Origin of the sequence: Bacteroides sp. AF25-5LB (assembly GCF_003602965.1) — a bacterium.
In the GTDB taxonomy this organism is placed as follows: Bacteria; Bacteroidota; Bacteroidia; order Bacteroidales; family Bacteroidaceae; genus Bacteroides; species Bacteroides uniformis.
In genome coordinates, this window is the sequence record NZ_QTMC01000005.1 from 238514 (window position 1) to 255611 (window position 17098).

Here is a 17098-nt window from a genome sequence, read left to right on the forward strand (position 1 = left end):
ATTCTCTCGGTGTCGGACTGCTTTATTACAATTATGCAAACAGATGGATAACCGTTTATACCTCCGAGAAAATGAAAAAGGCACTGGACTCAATGAAACCGGGTTCTGAGGTATTTCACGAACATTATGGTGTCTATGGTAAAGTGATAAGCGATAAGCCATTTGTCATTTGTGGAGAATTGTGTATTAGGGTTGACTTCGGGGGAATGCCTGAAAGTGGAGCATACTGTTGTACATGTTTTGTAATGTAATCGAATAAATATGAATATAGAGAAAATCATCTTCAATCTCCTAAGCGCACATAGGTGGGTTAGGTATTGGATACAAAAAGAGATTGTAGGCTTGACAATGCCTGGTGAATACGTTGAGATAAGGTGTTCTTTCTTATCAGATAAAGATCTTGCTGATATTTTAGAAGCTGGATTCAAAATTAAAAGCATCTGCTCAAAAAAAATAGATGCAGATGCTTATAATGATGTTCTGTTGATGCGTGAACTTTAAATATAACCAGAACAGATATGAAAGAATCAGATGATAAATACAGCAACCGCATTGCAGATGCTGAACAACTCACGAAAGAGGTACAAGCTATTTATTCAGAAATTAAAGTTTTTGAAGATGCTTATAAAAAACAGATTGCTCCGCTTAAACAAAAAATTGCTCAATTGGAGGAATCTTTTCTGGATAAATGGTTGGTTGATTCAACAGGAAGACCTGTTAGTAAAGGAATGGTGATTGAGAAGAATGGAAAGCGATTTAAGGTTCTTAACCGATATCAACAATGTATATTTCAATATTTAGGTAATGCAAGAGTTTCAGTTTTACCTGAAGGTAAAAAGCGAACTCTTGATATTTTTCCCTCTGAATTAGTTGAATTTACTATTGTAGAATTAGCGTAAAACTAAGTAGTAATGAATAAAACAAGAAAGATGATAAGCCTATTCACCGGCATTGGTGGTTTTGACTTGGCAGCCGATGTCCTCGGATGGGATATCTTACTTCAGTCTGAAATAGATGAGTTTTGTTTGCAAGTTTTAAAGAAGTGTTTTCCTGATGTACCCAAATATGGAGATATAAATGAAATCAATGCAAAGAAATATAGAGGCAACGTTGATGTTGTGGCCGGAGGATTCCCTTGTCAACCGTTCAGTAATGCCGGACTCCAAAAGGGACAAGAAGACCCCCGCTTTTTATGGCCGCCAATGTATCGAGTTATACAAGAATGTCGGCCGACATGGGTCGTCGCTGAAAATGTTCTCGGACTTATTAGTAACGCAGACGGAGTGGTCTTCGAGCAAGTGTGCTTTGATTTGGAAAGTGAAGGCTACGAAGTACAACCGTTTATTGTTCCAGCTGCGGGTAAGGACTCTTTTCAAGAAAGGAAGCGAGTTTGGATTGTTGCCTGCCTTAACAGCTTCGGAAGCAAAAAGGATAAAGTTACGTCGGGAGAGCATTTTAAAGCATTCAGACAAACGAAAAAGCAATTACCTGACTGCACACATTTCGAGAGCTGGGTTCAATCCCTCCGATATTACTCCGGGCTGGATGGAGTGGTTTATGGGATTCCCAATTGGATGGACAGAACTCACGCCCTCGGAAATGCGATTGACCCGCGAGTAGCATATGAGTTTTTAATAACAATAGATTATTTATTAGCGTAAAACTAAAAAGTAATGAATAAAAAAGAAATATCAATGAAAAAAGGTCAGAAGGTACGCATTCTGCGTACCAATCAAGTAGCGACAATCGTCGAAGTGGAGTTAATTCGTAAAGGTGGCAAGGTACATCGGTACTGCCATCTGAAGACAGATGAAAAGTCATATTTGTGGTTGGATGCCTCAGAACTGGGGAGTGTGGTGGAGGAAGTGAAGGTCTCGGTAGTTGATGACCGGAACCGAGAGCTGCATTTGGCTATATGCCATGACTACTCCAAGGATAATATGAAGGTGCAGCTTACCGGCAAGAATCCGGATAATCTGAAGGAAGATTCCGGACTATATGTGAAACTGATGAGCTTGTTCATTAGGAGCCTGAAGGAAACGCGGGAACTGTAGGAGCGGATAACGTCCTTGACGATATGGAAAGCCTATTGAAATATAGAATGGAAAATCTTGATTGGATAGACCGTTTCTTGGAGAAGCTTGGCGTCGACGCTTTTCTTGAGTTTGAGACGAGGGTATATAGTGCCCTCGACAAGCTCAAGGTCATGCATTACTATGATATCGGGGGCTCGGTCATACCGGAGCAGCAGGAACTATTTATCAAATTCTGTTGCTGCTATATCACCGGGCACCCTGAATACGAATTCAATGAAGACTATACACAGATATGGAGGAAAGAAAGCTATGAACAATGGAAGATGGCAACCCGATGAGGACAGATACGTCCGGGAAAATGTCAATAAGAAGACATTGGAACAAATGGCGGAGCATTTGGGAAGATCCGCATTGGCTGTACAGTTATATATGCACCGGAAGCATATTGTAGTGGGACAGACAGTCAAACGGAATATGGTGCAGGAAATTCTCCGACTGAAATTCCGGCATCCGGAAAATTTCATGCCCAACCGTGCCTTCTACCAGGAGGTAGGCATCAACCAGATGCGCTGGTGGGATATTTTCTATGGCCGAAAAAATATAAACCAAGAAGAATATATCGCGTTGTCGAAGTATTTCGGCATAACACTGGAGGAGGCATTCGCAGCGCGTCAACTTTGCATATTTGAAGAACAATGATTGATGACGAATTAAAACAGAGAATAAAGGATGCCAACGAGATTACGGACGTGATCGGCCAGTTTGTATCCCTTCACAAGAGAGGTATCAATTATATAGGGATCTGCCCGTTTCATCCGGACCGGCATCCGTCGATGACCGTCAGTCCGTCAAGACAGACATACAGGTGTTTCGTCTGCGGCAAGGGAGGGGATGTCATCCAGTTTGTCCAGGATCATGAAAACATGTCATTCAACGAGGCTGTCACCTGGCTGGCTGGCCGTGCGGGAATCTCTCTTCCTGAACGGGTGATGTCCGACGAGGAAACGGCCAGGGTAAAAGAACGTGAAGCGCAGCGTATAGCGATGAAAGGCGCCGCATTCTTTTTCGAGAAGCATCTTCCGGAAGCGCAACTTTATCTGCATGACAGAGGGTTCAGCCTGGATGACAAAGTCCTGAAGGATTTCAGAATTGGATATGCCCCGACAGGTAACCTGGCTAAAAAGGAGATGCTTGCAGCCGGATTTTCCGAACAGAAGCTGCTTGAAACGGACATCCTGAAGAGAAGCGAGAAGAACTTCACCTTCGACACTTTCAAGGACCGCATCATGTTTCCCTATTTTGATATCAAGGGCAACATAAACGGATATACCGGACGCTGGCTGACCCCGCAGGAAAACACCGGCAAGTACGTCAATACCGGGGACACGCCGTTGTTCAAGAAAGGCACTCACCTTTTCGGTCTGTACCAGGCACGTACTGCCATTGCAAGGTATGATTGTGCGTATATAGTCGAAGGTCAGTTCGATGCCATGTCCATGCACAAGTTCGGTGTCTGCAATACCGTTGCCACCAGCGGAACCGCACTGACTCCGGAACAGATACAGCTGCTTGGCCGATTCACCCATCGCGTGATACTTGTATATGATGCGGATACAGCCGGGCTGAAAGCGTCACTGGCCAACTGTGAGGCTTTCTTGCGTGCGGGTTTCCAGGTCAGTGCAGTTCCGCTTCCTGAAGGGAAAGATCCTGATAATATTGCCCAGGAGCAGAAACTTGAAACCGGGAAATGGCTTGCAAACCGGGAACAAAATTTCCTTCAATATTTTGCCATCTCCTTACGAGGCAAGAATCCCGGAACCGATCCAAACAGAGAGGAAGAGGCAATGCAACGGCTTTCAACCCTCATATCTGTCATCCCTTCGGAAACGCTTCTTCTCAAGTGCATAGAGATAATGGCCGGGATTTTCGGCTGCAACACGGAAGTCATCCAGCGGAAAGTGAATTCCATCTTGCGGCAGCGGAAGACAGCTTCCATCAAGGAGAAAGACAAGATGGCTCCCGGCATATATGGTATCGATATGATTGCGGAGGCACGTAGCGGGAATGAGCCTTGCATCCTGACATCGAATTATCAGGAGTTCCTCACCTTGTATGGAGATGCTCCCATAGCATACGTCCATGGCATTCCTGGAATGAACGACATACAGCAGTTGCGTCAGGCAAGCCAGATGTTCACCTCTGACAGCGATGGCCTTACCATTGCAAAGGACGGTACGGAATCCGGTTACCTTGCCGGATTATCTGCCATTTTCCGTGCCGGGCTCTCCAATATCACCATAACGGTCGAACGGGATGTCCAGGATGATAATGATGAGGAAGGAAGTGACGACGAGGAAAATATGGACGGGGAGGCAAACGATATCATCGAGACTTTCAATTTCGCGAAATTCTATGTATTCCTGCACAAATCTTTTTTTAAGACCTATAATGGCGAGCGTGCTCCCTATATCGAACGTTGTGCCGAAATAATCAGCTACGCGGAAGATTCGGTACGCATCATCAACTTTACCTACTTTCAGAATTGCCTGGGTCTGACCAAGCAAGCCCTGAATGAAATACTCAAGCCCTATCTGGCCAAACGCAAGTCACGCATGGCCATCAATGCACAACGGACGGACGATGACTATACTGAAGAGAATTATGACCCGGACGAACTTCCCCGTTATGTCCAGGACAATCCGGAATATCTGCAGATGTTCCAGCAATGCAATTACTATCCGAAGTTAAACAAGCAGGGGGAACCGGTATGCTACCTTTTCAAGAATGAGAAGTCCGGCCATACCATGGTAGGTGATTTCTATATGATTCCACTTTTGCATATTTACTCGGACAACGACGAGGAAAACAAGCGTGTCCTTAGAATAAACCGCCGTTATTACAAGACACCGCTTTACATTGAGGTGAATTCCAAAATCCTGGCCAAGAAAAGCACTGTTGAGGAGAAGCTGATTATGCTGGAAGCAGTCAACTTCACCAATGGTGAAGAGAAACATTGGACTAAAATACGTGAATATATGAGCAGACATTATGTTACTTGCACAGAGGTTTCCACATACGGGAACCAGCAAGAAGACGGTTTTTCCCGACGGGAAGACCAGCAGTTTTTTGCCTTCGCCAACGGCATCTTCCATGTTGTTGACGGAATACCGAGATTTGATGCGGTAAATGAGCTTGGAGTGGTCACTCACAATGGCCGGAATTATTATCTGCCGGCATTCTCCACCATATATGCCGGTTCCGGCAAGCAGTCCGACAAGTACGAACTTATTTCACAGCTTGTCTATAAGGAAATCCCTATAGACAAACGTTGCACTTTCGACGAATGGGCCTCACTGATGGACCGTGTATATAAAATCAACGACAACGGGAAATGGGCCATTCTCTTTGCCATCATGTGTGCTTTCCGAAGCAATATACACTGCATAGACCGTTTGTTTACAGCGCCATTCTTTATGGGACCGATGTCATCCGGAAAAACACAGATTGCGATATCCATCCGTTCCCTGTTCATATCTCCCAAGATACCGATTTTCAACCTGAACATCGGTACCGATGCCGCCATGTCCACATTGATGAGCACTTTCCGGGATGTTCCGGTTGTCCTTGATGAATACAACAATAAGGATATATCAGATATAAAGTTCCAGGCACTTAAAGGAATAGTATATGATGGCGATGGAAGACAGAAGCGTAAAGGCACATCCGGCAAGGAGATAGAAAACGACAAGGTATACGCGCCGGTTGTCATTTGCGGCCAGGAAACTCCCCAACGTGATGATAATGCACTCATGTCACGTATTATAGTCTGCGAAGTCCCCAAACCGAAAAACCGAACCCAAGAGGAAGTGGAGCTTTTCAACAAACTCAAGGATATAGAGGATCCGGCCAAAATCGGGTTGTCGAATGTCCTCTTTGAAGTCCTTCAGCTGCGTCCGCTGGTAATGCAGCATTTCCGGGCACTGAAACAGAAATCCTATGATGAATTGAAGCAGGCGCTGATAAATGCCGGTGAGATTGACCGCCTCATGAAGACTGCATCATTGTTTCTGGCGACATGCAGACTGATTGAGGATTATACAGAGTTGAAATTACCGTTCACCTATGAGGAGTTTTTTAAAATAGCCTGCGATAAAATCAAATTCCAGGTGGAACTGATTTCCAAGACGGATAAGCTGGCCACATTCTTCAAGGCTATGGATGTGATGATTGATACCAAGGCAATCAGGGAAGGCAGGGACTTCGCCATTGATACACCGGAACGAATCACCATCAAGCTGCCCGGAGGAGAGAAGAAAGAGGTTCCTATTCCTGCAGGAACCCGCGTGTTATTCCTACGCGTCAGTACCATCTATACGCAGTACGCACGTTCTTCTTATAATCAGGAAGACTCAACGCAGTCGACCATCGAGCAGAACCTCCGCTCCCATCCCAGTTACCTGGGCTTTGTCCATGCACGCCGGTTCAATTGGTATGAAGTCGTGGAGGTACCACGCGGCGGTTTCGAGGAAGATACTCCCAATGAAACCGGAATTCCGGTAAAGCTCAACAATGACATGGTGCGTAAAGTTGAGAAGAAGTGTACCAATTCCAGTTGCATAGCTATCAACTACGAAATTTTCAGAGAATTATATAGCATTGATTTGCAACGCGGTTCTGAAGAATCCCGTGTTGACGATAATCCCGACAATGACCCTATCGGAGCAATCGGTGCCCCCCAGGAACTGAAGTTCTGATGTTACATTTTCCTATATCACAAACCAGACATTTATTCCCGGTGGCCGCCCCATCGGGAATAAATGCTTTTTTATATTCTGATTTACGGACATTTCGTTCGGTTTCATCCTCCTGGTATCTTATGATACTTCCCTACTCCATCCCCCGGACCCCCTGGAATAAAAAGATAAGCAATATAGAGGGAGTTTTGAAAAGAAAATATTTCAAAAGAGGCGTCCAACAGTCCAACAGTCCAACAAGAGAAAGAATTTTAAAATGTAACTCTCTGTTGTATAGTAGTATATATTTTCTATTTAATCATATATATACTACAATGGCGTTGTCTTGTTGGACGCTGTTGGACGTGTTGGATTGCCATTTTTCAACCATCCAACTGGCTCCGTCCAACAAAAACGGCAAAAAATGCGGCTTGTTGGACGTGTTGGACGTCCTCCAACAGTATTTTCTTTATAGTAAATTTGTATAACTAAATAATAATCAGTAACTTTAATAATGCTGTTGGACTGTAGGACAGTTGGAAGCAAAAATAAACAAAAACGGTTTCAAAAAAATTTTTTAAGGAAATGAGCATGATTACGACGAGTATTTCAATTACACCTTACCTGGCTGAATATCTGCGTGGAAAGTACAACAACGGTGCGGATGAACCTTTCCGTATTCCTGACAATACGGACTTGTACCATGTGATATGGACGCTGATGTCGCGGCGTCATCAGAACCAGTCTCCCATAGATGACGGTAATCTGACTATCATACTCCCGGAGAGGCGTATCGGTAAGGATCCGGAAATATACAACTATCTGTCTCCACGGTCGGCCAAAATCATAGAAACGGAAATACGCAGGATGTTCAACCGGGAACTTCATACGGCAATGGACGAGAACGACTTGAACGGGCATGAGTTGAACAATCTCGATATCGTTCACAATTTCCTATGTGCGTATTGCATAGACAGCATCAGTGAGGATGCGTTGCTGAAGAACTTCTATCGGTGGCGGGAGAACATCCGCAAGCGGAAAAAACGCCGCGAATATAAAAAGAAGTTAAAAAACGGCTAAAAAATCACCGACCGAACTATGCGTTTTGTCCCAAAATGGCGGACAAAATGTCCTATGTATGGCGAACTTGTTGAATTACAAATAAATATCCTAATATGAAAGAACTTTCCATTCAGATTAAAGTCTATCCGGTGAGTAACATGCGCCAGGATGTCTATCGGTTCATGGCCGATGAGTTTGAGTTTACTCCGGTACCGGAATCCTCAGAGGCGGGCCGCTGTTTCAATTGCAATAAAGATATAAGCATAAGCCTTCCTCCATCCGGAGTGATGAAAGACTTCCTGGCTGGCAGGTTCTGCATTGTCGAGTTCACTGACACCAGGCACCGGAGTTTCCGGATCGGGGACAAAAAAATACCCGCCATTGTCTCGATATCCCCCAATCTGAATTCGGCAACTCTGAAAATTGAATGCAAAATGCTCAGTTCCCCGCTATTGTAGCGTCCTTCACCCCTTTCTGCAGGCTGCCTATCTTCGCTGAAAAGATACGCAATGAACAGAACTTATCTACGCCAGCTTCTTACTTTAAATATACACCGGCTTCTTATCACGGCAGAGGGCTTGTCTTCTGCCATGATAGAGGCTTTTCCATTGGTGCCCGCTGACAGTCTGCAGCCGACATCCTTTTTCTTCAATGAAAATCCTCCCACATATAAAGAGACATCGAAAAAGGCCCTTTCACTTCTTCAGCAGGAAATGAAGGCCCGTTCAGAACTCCAGGGTATAACCGTCACCGATGACTTCTCTTCTGACGAACTTCCTGAAGGCAGTATCGCCTATCACCGTATCTGGGGATTCATCACCTCAGATTGTCAGTGGTATTTCTCCTCCAAGCAGTTCGAACGGGACCTGCTTGCGGCAGAAGCCAATCCGGCCATAACCTGCCATTTCCTGCATGTGAACTCTCCGGGAGGGGAAGCATGGTATATGGACAGACTCAGTGAGACGATGCGCTCACTCGGCAAGCCCGTCATGACATTGGTTGAGCAGTGCAACTGTTCGGCCAGCTATTATATAACCTGCCATTCCAGTTTCATTGCCGCACTCACGGCCTATGATACCATCGGCTGCATAGGAACCATGATTTCCACTTGTAACTATGACGGATGGTTCGAAAGGATGGGTCTCAAACTCATTCAGGCCAAAGCCACGAAATCAGATCTGAAGAATAAAAAGACGGATGACTTGCTCAGAGGGAAACCGGAACAGTACATCAAAGAAGAACTGGATCCACCCAATGAACAGTTCCTTGCCGCCGTTCTTGCGTCCAGACCGCAACTGGGCAACCTGCCGGAAGACGATCCGGTATTCCGTGGTGAAACGTTCGATACTCCGCATGCCATCGATAAAGGGCTGGTTGACGCCTCCATGACTTTTCCCGAAGCTGTGGTCAAGGCTGTAGAGCTCGGTCGCAGCTATATGGAGATTGAGAATATAAAAAGAAGTGCTCTCAACTATTTATAACTTAACTTTTGTTTATCATGAATTTAAAGGAAAGAATTCAGACCGTCCTGCAGAAAATGAATCTGCTGGACAAAGCGAAAGCCAATCAACTGACCCAGGAAGAATGGGGACAGATAGTCAACTCCTATAATCAGGAGTACCAGTCTATCCTTCAGGATGACTTGGCTGCAGACCAGGCGGCGCAACGGCAAACGGTTGCCGTCACCCAGGAACAGATTGACCAGGTACAGTCCATTCTTGGAAGTATCGTCAATCCGGTACAAACCAATTCAACAGCCACGGAAGAGGAAAATAGTGGGAATGGACCGGTGCAGACCATTTCACAGCCAGCCAACGGTGAAGGCCTGGTGCAACTGGCCACCGCTGTGCAGAGCCTGGTTGACAATATGAACAACCGCGCGGAGGATGATATCCCTTCCCGGACAGTGACAGCCGCTTCCATCATGTTCACGGGACCGGCAGACCGGTCCCGGTATCTTTTCGGTATCGAAAACCAGATGTTCTCCATGTCCGAACGTTGGAACAAAATTGCTGTCAATCCGGCCTCCGCTTCTTCTTACGGTCCATGGAATGAAGAGATTGAAGGGGCCGCTTTCCGTCGCCAGGCCGTTACTTTCTCCCGTTCACTGCAGCAGCGTTACGATTATCTGCACAGAAACGGCATGCTTGACGCCAAACGTCTGGCAGCCGGAGAATTCAGTACGAACTACGAAGGGGTGGATACAGCCGGTGTGGGCAACCAGTATGTGGTTCTGCGTCAGGACTATTTGATTGCCCGTGTACTCTCAGTCCGCGACCTCACGCAGTATTTTCCCGTCCGCTATGGAATTCAAGACCATGACCTCGTGTTCAATGCCTTCTTCTCCGAAGTTTCCCAAGCTTACCAGCAGGGTGAAATCTGGAAGGGTGACATGAAGCTTGAGAACGAGATGGGTCATGTGGATGATGCGATGATCAAACTCAAGTTCGGTCCGATGAAAGAACTGGAGCGCATGTACATCGCTTATCTGAACAAGGAAGGCTCCGATCCTATCAAGTGGACCATGATCGAGTTCTGCATCCTAAACTCATTGGAAACTGCGCAGGTGGAGCAGAATAAACGCCGTATGCGGGGTATCTATGTCAAGCCGGAAACGGGTGTCGCAGGCAGTTACTTGAACGCATCGACCGGAATCATATACACACTGGTCCGCTACATGCATGAGTTTAAGATTCTTCCCCATGACGATGAGTCCTATCGCAGCTACACGGCTTCCAACATGTTGGATTCCGTTCAGGAGTTTGTCGGCGATGTGGTGGCATCCTGCACAGAAGACATGGATCTTGACCGCCACGTCCTCTATCTGAATAAGACCCATCTTCCCTGGTGGATTAAGAATGTCCGCGCCAAATATGGAAAGGACATTGACTTTTCCGGTCCAGACAGTTACCGCAATGTGGTACCTGACACGAATATGCGTATCATCTGGTTGCCTTACCTCGGTCAGCTTCCCCTCATGTTCATGGATGTTCCGGGCAACCTCCAGTTCCTGGAATTCGTACCGGGCGAGATGCTCTCTATCAAGGTGAAAGAGGACATGGAACTGGTAAAGGCATGGTCCACCTGGAAAGAAGGCACCGCCGCTTCGTTCACCGGCCGCCGTTTTGACAGCCTGGAAAAACTGAAGGCCAACAATTACGAATGGCAGCAGATCTTCATAAACAAACCTACCGTCGATATGGCAGCGGACGCGACCACTGTCGATGCTTCAAAGGGATTCTGGCAGATAACAGCGGCCAACACTGGAGCCAAAGCGATTACGGATATTACGAATGCCAAAGCCGGTGTAGCCTACATCATTGAATGTGGCAGCACGGAGAATGCCACTACCATCGCCAAGTCGGACAAGTTTGCCGACATTACGGAAGCTTATACTCCGACCAAAGAGGGTGACTATATAATGGTAATCCTGAACAGTAAGGGTAACTTCTTGGAACTGGAACGTCAGGTAGGCGGTGTACGCAAGGTGAACGCTGCACTCCAGCCCAACATTCCTGGAGTCAGATAATTGGTTGTCTATAAGAACAGATTGTTTTCAGGTAGCGCGGGGCGGGTCCACTTAAGCCCGCTCCGTTTTTTATAACTTAAAAACTAAAATTGTATGAAAGCAAAAAGAATTTCAAATCCTTTCCGTAAAGGGAACCAGGCTGCCCGTAAGATGCAGGTCCGGTTTTTCCTTTCGCTGATGGTGCTTCTGGCACTCGTGTTTATTCTTGATATGGTCATGTCTCCCGGTTCTGTGCTGGGAATTTACGGATTTTCCGGTACCACACTGGCCGCCATGATGGTCATCGGTGACGTGGACGATGTATCCGACCGTAAGACGCACGGCTCGAATATAGCCTACAAGATTTACCTGGTGGATGTCGACCAGATAAATTCCGATGTCCCCTTTCCGCTTCCAAACCAGCAGCGTGAGATAAGCACCATCCCGATGAAAGCCGGACAATACATGAAGTACTTTGCGGCGCACGATATTCCCACCTACACTTCAACCGGTGAGAAAGGAGACATTACCACCAGCGGTACCAACACTTTTGTTGCCGTCATGGGCGGCATGCGTGACCAGCTGCTCGATTTCATTGAACAGCATGCCGGAGGCAAGTTCATCATCCTTTTCAAGGAAGTGGGCGATGCGCAGTGGTATATTCTCGGCAACTATGACCGTCCGATGGTACTCTCCTCCTTCGAGTCCAAAAATGACAAGGACGGGCGTTATGTAACCTATACCTTCACACGTACAAGCATTGACCAGTACTACAAGTATACGGGCGATATTGTCCGTGCTCCGGCAGCTGCTCACACGGCTGGCGCAACGGCACTTGCCATTAAATCCACCAACAACCGTTATACCATCCCCGATGGCAATGAAGGCACATACGCCATTTCCACTGTCAGCGGATTGACAGCCAATGATAAGGGACGTTACATCACACTTGAGGGTACCGGTACCGACAAGGCGGCCACCATTGCCGACGGCAACAGCTTTGTGCTTGAGGATGGAGCTACCTGGACAGCCAAAGCGGGTTCTTCCATCACCTTCATGGTGCTTGATGCCTCTACACTTGTCGAGGTATCCGGCAGCCGTGTGCAGACAGCTTAGTAAAAAACACCTCTTACAAGTCAGCAGAATTCCCTTATAGGCAGCGTGTTGGCTTGTAAGACTTAAATCTGTATGTTATGTATAGTTTCAAAGAAAAGAAGACACATTTCGTGGCTCTCCGGAATCCGGATGTGGCACAATATGACCTTGAGTTACTGGCTAAAGAAGTTCCTGGATTTCCGCAGCTTGCCACATTCTCACGCAATCCCAAACGTTATGCCGATGATATCCTTTATGCACTGTTAGATTGTGCTACACGTGAGAAGATACGTGAGTATCGCCGGGCTATGATCGCAAAAGAGGCAGAAGATGCCGGAGAAAAGAAAACAGAAGCCCCTGCTGCGGAAAAACCGGCCGAAAAAAAACAGCAAATGCCCAAAGGGGAAACAACACATGCTGAAGGAACCGGTCCACATGACGACATTGAAAAGCCTGAAACAGTTCCGGCTGACAACTCGGCAGAAGAGTTGAAACAAGCGCTTGATGAAGCGGAAGCCCGTGCTGAAGAAGCCGAACAGCGTGCCGATGAAGCGGAGGAAGCCAGGGATGAAGCGGAAGCCCGTGCCCAGGAGACTGAGCAGGCGCTGGAAGAAGAGAAAAAAAAAGAGCCGGCCAAGGTTCCGGTAAAGTCCAAAAGCAAGAGGAATACCCGCAAATCGACTGGGACAACCTCTTCGACCCGCAAGTCCAAATAGCCACACTCATCTACAACGACCGCGTGGTCACTTGGAAACAGATGAAGCAGCTCGACGAAAGTCTGGAAAGAAAACCGCAGAAGCATGACATCATGGACATGGTGGAACTGCGTATCCGTAATCTTCAGGCATTCGATGAGCTGCAATCGTTCAACGACACTGGGAAGTTCCTCTACATTCATCCGCTCATAGCCCACCAGTCAGAGAGAGCACAACTGGAGAAGCTGCTGCAGACGGACCCGCAGGAGTTCCTGCGCCTGCATAAGAATGTGACGGACAATATCCGCAGATACGAGTGTTACCTGAAACGCGCTGACAGGCAAAACAAGCGCACCCAAGACAAGGAGAATCTCCGACGTCACCGTGAACGGGAATCACTGTTCAAAGCAATATTGCAAAAATTCAATTCGAAGTAAAATGGAAAAGCTGATAGAAGTATTTAATTTGGGTGGTTTGCCTACTGCCCCGCTGGATTCGTTCTTGGAGCTTCAGGAAGACTTCAAGAAGTCTGATCCTGACAAATTATCGAAACTGCAGATGCTTATCATCACCCGTGGTTTCAAGTATGCATTCAAAGCCTGGCAGGATCCGGACGGAAAGCTCTGGATTATCGATGCCCATCAGAGACGGAAGGCACTGCTTGCATTGCGCAAGTCTGGGTTTACAATACCGGAAATACCTTATGAACCCATTTTTGCGGCAGACAAGAAGGAAGCGGTAGAGGAAATAGCAGCCTATAATTCCGAGTTTGCCACCAGGAATCCGGATACCCTGCTGTTCAAAAAATATAATATAGATTCTGACACCCTGCAGCGCTTCAACCTGGGTTATGAGGTCAAGACCACTGATTTCGGGCAGGTATCTCCCTTGTTTGCCCAAGAGCATGAGTCGGAAAATGTGCAGGAAGATGCCATCGATTTTAATGTTCCTGCATCTGAAGATACTGTAATTGCCAGACCCGGCGATATATGGTTACTCGGTAACCATCGTCTGATGTGTGGCGATTGCCGTTCCAAATCGGACATCACGGCGCTGATGGATGGGCAACATGCGGACTTGTGCGTCACGGATCCACCGTACAACGTGAACTATGAAGGCGGTACAGAGGAGGAACTCACCATCCAGAACGATTCCATGGAAAACGACTTGTTCGCCACCTTTCTCAGGCAGGTGTTCTCTGTCATGTTCGCCGTACTCAAGCCGGGAGGATCCTACTATATATTCCATGCGGACAGTGAAGGCGAGAATTTCCGGGCTTCTCTCAGGAAAGCGGGATTCAAGATTGCACAATGCTGCATCTGGGTAAAGAATACTATGGTGATGGGACGCCAGGATTATCAATGGCAGCATGAACCTTGTCTCTATGGCTGGAAACCGGGTGCCGGACATCAATGGAATTCCGACCGTAAGCAGACTACCGTCTGGAATTTCGACAAGCCGCAGCGCAATGCCATACATCCGACAATGAAGCCCATAGCCCTTATGGCATATCCTATATCCAATTCCAGCACTCCCGGTCAGATAGTCCTCGACATCTTCTCCGGATCCGGTTCTACACTCATGGCATGCCAGCAGATAGACCGTATCTGTCATGCTATGGAGATAGACCCGAAATATGTTACAGCCACCATTCACAGGTACCGCGCCATGTTCCCTGAACAGCCCATCCGGTTGATTCGGAACGGGAAATCACATGATGTGGAACAGACAGCAAAGATTATGACTGGCCCAAACAAGGTAATCCAATGAGACATGCATCACTTTTCAGCGGAATAGGTGCGCCGGAATTGGCCGCTTATTGGTTGGGTTGGGAAAATGTATTCCATTGCGAAATCAACCCATTTTGCAGACAAGTACTTAATTATTGGTTCACTAATTCAAAAAGTTATGAGGATATCACAAAAACAGATTTTAGAGAATGGCAAGGGAAAATTGATGTCCTCACAGGAGGATTTCCATGCCAACCGTTCAGTGTGGCCGGAAAGAGAAAGGGAACAGAAGATAACCGCTACCTCTGGCCGGAATTTAAACGTGCCATACGGGAAATCAGACCGCCTTGGGTTGTTGGTGAGAATGTTGCTGGCATCTTATCAATGGTACAACCCAGCAAGAAGGCTGACATGGAAAGTATGCCGACTACGGAGCATGAGGATAAACAAGAGTTTGTCATCGAAACCATCTGCAAGGATCTTGAAGCCGAAGGATATACTGTCCAACCGATTGTTATACCGGCTTGTGCCGTCGGTGCGCCCCATAGAAGAGACAGAGTCTGGTTCATCGCTTGTAACAACAGCTTCAGATTACGAAAAAAAAGGAGCAAAGGAAAATCGGATATGGATGGCAGAATACCTCCGTACGAATTTGTTGCAGACTCCCACGACTGTCCAACGTTGCGAAGCACCGGAAAAAATGAAGGAAAGGACACTCAAAAAGGGGTACAAGAACGGAACGACATACAACAGTCTGCTAAGCCAGCTTGTTTATGGGGGACTTCTTCCTACTCCTCAAGCGGCAGACAGTTCAATTGGTGCAGTAATAGGACAGAACGACCGCTTTATCATTACGAAGAACGGGATGTTTCGGAAAGTGAATCAGAACGGTTCGAACGGAAGTGTGGGACTTGGAAGGATTTTCCATCTGATGAGCACACCGACTGCGTCGGATTGGAAGGGAGGCTCGACAAGGAAAAATCCCTCTCTCCAGAGAACGAGTCTGCGTGGGGAAATACATGCGGATTACGGTATTGGGAAGACTTCCCAACTCAACCCCCTATTTGTCGAGGAGATGATGGGATTTCCGACTTATTGGATACTGATGCCATTTTTAAAGGCTCCCGGTCCATCCGTCAAAACTCTTATTCCAGATGGAGGACAGAAGCAATAAAAGCCTATGGAAATGCCATGGTGCCGCAAGTGATATATCAGATATATAAGACCATCAACGAAATAGAACAATAACATGAAAAATGAAATCAGTCCAACTTCAAATGTCGATAAGGCCACCTTGATAGGTGACGAATATGTATCCCAAGTGCGTACTTTCGGTGCCTTGGGGTACACTCCCCACCGTATATGTACGCTTCTCGGCCTGCGTGGGAAAGAAAAAACGGCACTTATAGTCCGTCTGTCGATACCCGGTGACGTATATTACGACGCCTACCATAACGGTTGTGCCCTGGGAGAATACAATATCGATGCCGAACTTGCCAAGAAAGCCGAGACCGGTGATGTGTCGGCCATTGAGACCTTGGAAACACGTAAGCAGGAACGGACAGTCAAAGACTTAAGAAACCAACTTTTTGGAATATGACCAGACTCGACACCCTTGATAAGATACATCCGGACTTGATAACCGCATTCCTCACCACCGGGAAGTGTGATGGCATTCCTGCCGATGTGCAGTTATTCCTCAAGCAGCTGCAATGGGCGGCGGAGATTTACGAATACGAGCGTAACATCACCCGTGCCGCCAAGCAGCTGCGCCAGCGCATCAATGCCCAGCAGCAGATTAATGTGGATGAACGTACATGTAAGGCACGCATTTATGCGGCCATCAATTACTTCAATATCGACAACAATGTGTCCATCAAGGTGTGGGAGTCCAACTATGCCGACAAGTACGAGGATCTTGCCAAACTATGTGCGGCTGCCGGTGACTACAAGACCCAGGGCAAGTGCTATGCCGCCGCCCTGGAGTGCCGTCGCCGTGCCGCCGAGATTGCCGAAGCCGACCGTAACCTGGGGATCGTCTTCCTGATATCTCCCGAACTTACTCCGGAAGACCTGGGATACAGCAAGGCCTCCCTGAAGGAGATTGCCTCCAAGCACAATAAAGGCTTCTATCTGAACTTGATAGAGAACCTTCCCATCGAGAAGGCCGAGAAGAAGCGTCTGCTGCGCGATGCGGATATTGAGGAAGCTGAATACGAAGAACTTAATGAAGAGTAAG

18 protein-coding genes are annotated in these 17098 nt (G+C 47.0%); all 18 read left to right on the plus strand.

The genetic code is table 11. The annotated features are described in order from the left end of the window. Nucleotides 1–261: 261 nt before the first annotated feature. The 18 genes from DWY57_RS08195 (at nucleotide 262) to DWY57_RS08280 (ending at nucleotide 17097) form a co-directional block, all read left to right on the plus strand. Nucleotides 262–501, plus strand: coding sequence for a hypothetical protein (locus DWY57_RS08195; protein ID WP_119961565.1), 240 nt, complete (start codon nucleotides 262–264; stop codon nucleotides 499–501). Between the two features lie 17 nt (nucleotides 502–518). Further along, nucleotides 519–899 (plus strand): xylulose kinase, encoded by a 381-nt coding sequence (locus DWY57_RS08200; protein WP_117965736.1) that lies wholly within the window; start codon nucleotides 519–521, stop codon nucleotides 897–899. Nucleotides 900–911: 12 nt separating this feature from the next. Beyond that, nucleotides 912–1661: a DNA (cytosine-5-)-methyltransferase gene (gene dcm / locus DWY57_RS08205; protein WP_117599692.1), complete on the plus strand. Its 750-nt coding sequence runs from the start codon at nucleotides 912–914 to the stop codon at nucleotides 1659–1661. 33 nt (nucleotides 1662–1694) lie between these two features. After that, nucleotides 1695–2054, plus strand: coding sequence for a hypothetical protein (locus DWY57_RS08210; RefSeq protein WP_119961566.1), 360 nt, complete (start codon nucleotides 1695–1697; stop codon nucleotides 2052–2054). A 47-nt stretch (nucleotides 2055–2101) separates the two neighbouring features. Further along, nucleotides 2102–2374, plus strand: coding sequence for a hypothetical protein (locus tag DWY57_RS08215; RefSeq protein WP_052573191.1), 273 nt, complete (start codon nucleotides 2102–2104; stop codon nucleotides 2372–2374). Further along, complete coding sequence (locus DWY57_RS08220) at nucleotides 2346–2735, plus strand: XRE family transcriptional regulator (protein WP_119961567.1); 390 nt, start codon at nucleotides 2346–2348, stop codon at nucleotides 2733–2735. Before DWY57_RS08215 ends, DWY57_RS08220 begins: the two co-directional genes overlap by 29 nt. Next, nucleotides 2732–6790 (plus strand): DNA primase, encoded by a 4059-nt coding sequence (gene dnaG / locus DWY57_RS08225; RefSeq protein WP_119961568.1) that lies wholly within the window; start codon nucleotides 2732–2734, stop codon nucleotides 6788–6790. The genes DWY57_RS08220 and dnaG overlap by 4 nt, the downstream gene beginning before the upstream one ends. A 570-nt stretch (nucleotides 6791–7360) precedes the next feature. Next, nucleotides 7361–7849 (plus strand): hypothetical protein, encoded by a 489-nt coding sequence (locus DWY57_RS08230; protein WP_119957919.1) that lies wholly within the window; start codon nucleotides 7361–7363, stop codon nucleotides 7847–7849. 95 nt (nucleotides 7850–7944) lie between these two features. Continuing rightward, nucleotides 7945–8289, plus strand: coding sequence for a hypothetical protein (locus DWY57_RS08235; RefSeq protein ID WP_117652841.1), 345 nt, complete (start codon nucleotides 7945–7947; stop codon nucleotides 8287–8289). 51 nt (nucleotides 8290–8340) lie between these two features. After that, the gene (locus DWY57_RS08240; RefSeq protein ID WP_119961569.1) at nucleotides 8341–9312 is read left to right on the plus strand and encodes a S49 family peptidase; all 972 of its coding nucleotides are present in this window, start codon (nucleotides 8341–8343) and stop codon (nucleotides 9310–9312) included. 17 nt (nucleotides 9313–9329) lie between these two features. Next, nucleotides 9330–11360 carry a hypothetical protein gene (locus tag DWY57_RS08245; RefSeq protein ID WP_119961594.1) on the plus strand — a complete coding sequence of 677 codons (2031 nt, stop codon included), beginning with the start codon at nucleotides 9330–9332 and terminating at the stop codon, nucleotides 11358–11360. A gap of 93 nt (nucleotides 11361–11453) precedes the next feature. Continuing rightward, nucleotides 11454–12455: a hypothetical protein gene (locus DWY57_RS08250; RefSeq protein ID WP_119961570.1), complete on the plus strand. Its 1002-nt coding sequence runs from the start codon at nucleotides 11454–11456 to the stop codon at nucleotides 12453–12455. Nucleotides 12456–12532: 77 nt separating this feature from the next. Then, nucleotides 12533–13150 (plus strand): hypothetical protein, encoded by a 618-nt coding sequence (locus DWY57_RS08255; protein WP_119961571.1) that lies wholly within the window; start codon nucleotides 12533–12535, stop codon nucleotides 13148–13150. A gap of 41 nt (nucleotides 13151–13191) precedes the next feature. Beyond that, nucleotides 13192–13566, plus strand: coding sequence for a hypothetical protein (locus DWY57_RS08260; protein WP_119961572.1), 375 nt, complete (start codon nucleotides 13192–13194; stop codon nucleotides 13564–13566). Between the two features lies 1 nt (nucleotide 13567). Beyond that, nucleotides 13568–14899, plus strand: coding sequence for a site-specific DNA-methyltransferase (locus DWY57_RS08265; protein WP_119961573.1), 1332 nt, complete (start codon nucleotides 13568–13570; stop codon nucleotides 14897–14899). Continuing rightward, nucleotides 14896–16107: a DNA cytosine methyltransferase gene (locus DWY57_RS08270; RefSeq protein WP_119961574.1), complete on the plus strand. Its 1212-nt coding sequence runs from the start codon at nucleotides 14896–14898 to the stop codon at nucleotides 16105–16107. The genes DWY57_RS08265 and DWY57_RS08270 overlap by 4 nt, the downstream gene beginning before the upstream one ends. A gap of 1 nt (nucleotide 16108) precedes the next feature. Next, nucleotides 16109–16459, plus strand: coding sequence for a hypothetical protein (locus tag DWY57_RS08275; RefSeq protein WP_119961575.1), 351 nt, complete (start codon nucleotides 16109–16111; stop codon nucleotides 16457–16459). Then, complete coding sequence (locus tag DWY57_RS08280; RefSeq protein ID WP_119961576.1) at nucleotides 16456–17097, plus strand: hypothetical protein; 642 nt, start codon at nucleotides 16456–16458, stop codon at nucleotides 17095–17097. The genes DWY57_RS08275 and DWY57_RS08280 overlap by 4 nt, the downstream gene beginning before the upstream one ends. The last annotated feature ends 1 nt before the right edge of the window (nucleotide 17098 follow it).